This window comes from uncultured Methylobacterium sp. (assembly GCF_964244095.1).
Taxonomy (GTDB): domain Bacteria; phylum Pseudomonadota; class Alphaproteobacteria; order Rhizobiales; family Beijerinckiaceae; genus Methylobacterium.
The window spans coordinates 1-2,501 of sequence record NZ_CAXTHR010000274.1 but is presented as its reverse complement, the minus strand read 5'-3'; the positions used below and the strand labels follow the sequence as shown (position 1 = coordinate 2,501).

At 67.5% G+C, this 2,501-nt stretch carries 3 protein-coding genes; all 3 read right to left on the bottom strand.

Annotation, left to right across the window (positions count from 1 at the left end; all coding sequences use genetic code 11):
• On the bottom strand, positions 1–1,832 hold a 1,832-nt coding region (locus ACFE86_RS22455), incomplete at its 3' end, for a methyl-accepting chemotaxis protein (RefSeq protein ID WP_375457518.1).
• Positions 1,833–1,863: 31 nt separating this feature from the next.
• Positions 1,864–2,313 carry a chemotaxis protein CheW gene (locus tag ACFE86_RS22450; RefSeq protein ID WP_375457517.1) on the bottom strand — a complete coding sequence of 150 codons (450 nt, stop codon included), beginning with the start codon at positions 2,311–2,313 and terminating at the stop codon, positions 1,864–1,866.
• The coding region (locus tag ACFE86_RS22445; protein ID WP_375457516.1) for a chemotaxis protein CheW at positions 2,313–2,501 on the bottom strand (189 nt) is incomplete at its 5' end. The genes ACFE86_RS22445 and ACFE86_RS22450, both read right to left, overlap by 1 nt.

Here is a 2,501-nt window from a genome sequence, read left to right as displayed (position 1 = left end):
TGCTCGCGGCAGGCCGCGGTGATCTCCTCCACCAGTTCGGCCGTCTTCTTGATGTCGGGGACGAGCTTGCCGAGCATGTCGCCGGCCTCGCGCGCCGCCTTCACCGTGTCGGACGAGAGCGTGCCGATCTCGGCCGCCGCCGCCTGGCTACGCTCGGCGAGTTTGCGCACCTCCGAGGCCACCACCGCGAAGCCGCGGCCGTGCTCCCCCGCTCTGGCCGCCTCCACCGCCGCGTTGAGCGCCAGGAGGTCGGTCTGCCGGGCGATCTCCTGCACGATGGTGATCTTCTGGGCGATCGTCTGCATCGCCTCCACCGCACGGCCCACCGCCGCGCCGCTGGCTTCCGCGTCCTTGGCCGACTGGCGGGCGATCTTCTCGGTCTGGCTGGCGTTCTCGGCGTTCTGCTTCACGTTGGCGGCCATCTCCTCCATCGAGGACGAGGCTTCCTCGGTGGACGAGGCCTGCTCCGTCGAGCCCTGCGAGAGCTGCTCGGCCGAGGCCGACAGTTCCTGGGAGCCGGCCGACACGTTGCCGGCGGCCGCCGTCGCCTCGGACACGACGGCCCGCAGCTTGAGCAGCATCTTCTCCAGCGCGATGCCGAGCGTGTCCTTGCCGGACAGGGGCTTGGCCTCGACCGTCAGGTTGCCGGACGCGATCTCGTCGGCGACCGCCGCCGTCGCGTTGAGGTTCGCGGTCATGACGTTGAGCGACGTCACGAGGTCGCCGATCTCGTCCTTCGACGTCACCACGATCGTCTGGCTCAGGTCGCCGACGGCCACGGCGTTGGCAAGACCGACGGCCTTGGCGAGACCGCGGCTGATCGCGAGGGCGATCCAGGTCGCGGCCGCGATGCCGAAGATCATGGAGGCCGAGAGAACGAGCATGAGAAGAAGCTTGGCCGCATCGGAGGCCGCGCCGCCCGCCTTCGCGGCCTCGTGCATCTGGCGCGCGACCAGGGCCGCGTAGTCGTCGTAGGCCTTGATGGTCTCCACGAGCGCCTTGCGGCCTTCGCCCATCGTGAGGTCCATCGCCTTGAGGTTACCGCCCTCCACCGCGATGGCGGCGACCCGCTGGACCGACGCGGTGGCGGACTCGTAGGCCGCGACCAGGTCTGCCGGCGAGGCGCCGGCGGCGGCGACGGCCGTCCGCGCCCTGCCGATCTCGGCCGACAGCGTCGACATCATCTGCTGGAAGGTCTTCTGGCCTTCGTCCAACTCGGCCAGAGAGCCGGCGCTGAATGTCGTGACCAGCAAGCGCGTCGCGCGGAGCCAACTCTCCTGGGACCGATTGATCAGGAGGGCCGCCCTGACCTGCTCGATCGTCGCGTCCGGCCGGGTGAGTTCGGCTGTCAGCGCATCCTTGGCCGCGTTCACCCGCGGCAGGATCATGCTGGTCTCGCTCTGCCAGAGCTGCAGCGCGCGTGCGTTGGAGTTGAGCCGCGCGTTTTTCATGGTTTCGTCTTGGATGCGATTGTATCGGTCGAGCAGTACGGCTGCGGCATCGAGCATCTGGCGGGCGTCGGCCCCGGCTCCTGCCTCGAGATCGGTCTTCAGCTTGAGAAGGGACGCCCGGCGCTGGCTGAGTTCATCGAAGAAGACGTCCATCTTCTTCGGATCGCTCTCCATGATGATGTTCTTTTCCGTGCGGGCCGTCGCGCCGAGCACGTTCTGCACATCGGAGGTCAGACTGATTCGGTTGCCGCGCCGGGCGAGATCCTGCTGCGTGTCGGCGAGTTCCGACAGCTTCATGTAGCTCACGCCGCCGGCCACCGCCGACAGAGCGAGAACGAGCCCGAAGGCTCCCGCCAACTTGGTCTTGATCGTCATTCGCATGGCACGCTCCTACTCTACAGGCACTTCGGGTTTAACTTAAGATTCGTTCCATCTCAGGAACGATGACGAATCCATGCTTCCACTTGACGATGGACCGGATGTATTCCGGCTTCAGCGCCATTCCGACGCGCGGGATCTGCTGCGCCGCGGCGCTGGAGATCTCCGTCACCTCGTGAACCTTGTCCGCCATGATTCCGACGGAGACCGCGTCCCCGCCGATCGGCACTTCGATCACCACGATACGGGTGTCGGACGTCGCCTCGCGCCCCGGCATGCCGAAGCGGATGCGCAGATCCGCCAGCGGGATGACGTTGCCGCGCACGTTGACCACGGAGCCGAGATGCGGCCGGGCGCCCGCGACGCGGGTCGGCGGGATCGGATCGATGATCTCCCGCACCATCGCGGCGTCGATCGCGAAGATCTCGTCGGCGATCCCGACCATGAGGACCTGGCAAAGGGTGTCGTCGGTCTCGGCGCTCATCACGCGGCCTCCGTCGAGGGGTGGGACGCCGCCATCGCCTGCGCGGCCGTTACGAGTTGCGGGACGTCGAGGATGAGGGCGGCGCTGCCGTCGCCCAGGATGGTGGCGCCCGAGAACATCGTGACGTCCGCATGCAGCTTCGACAGGGACTTGATCACCGTCTGGTGGCTGCCGATGATCTGGTCGGC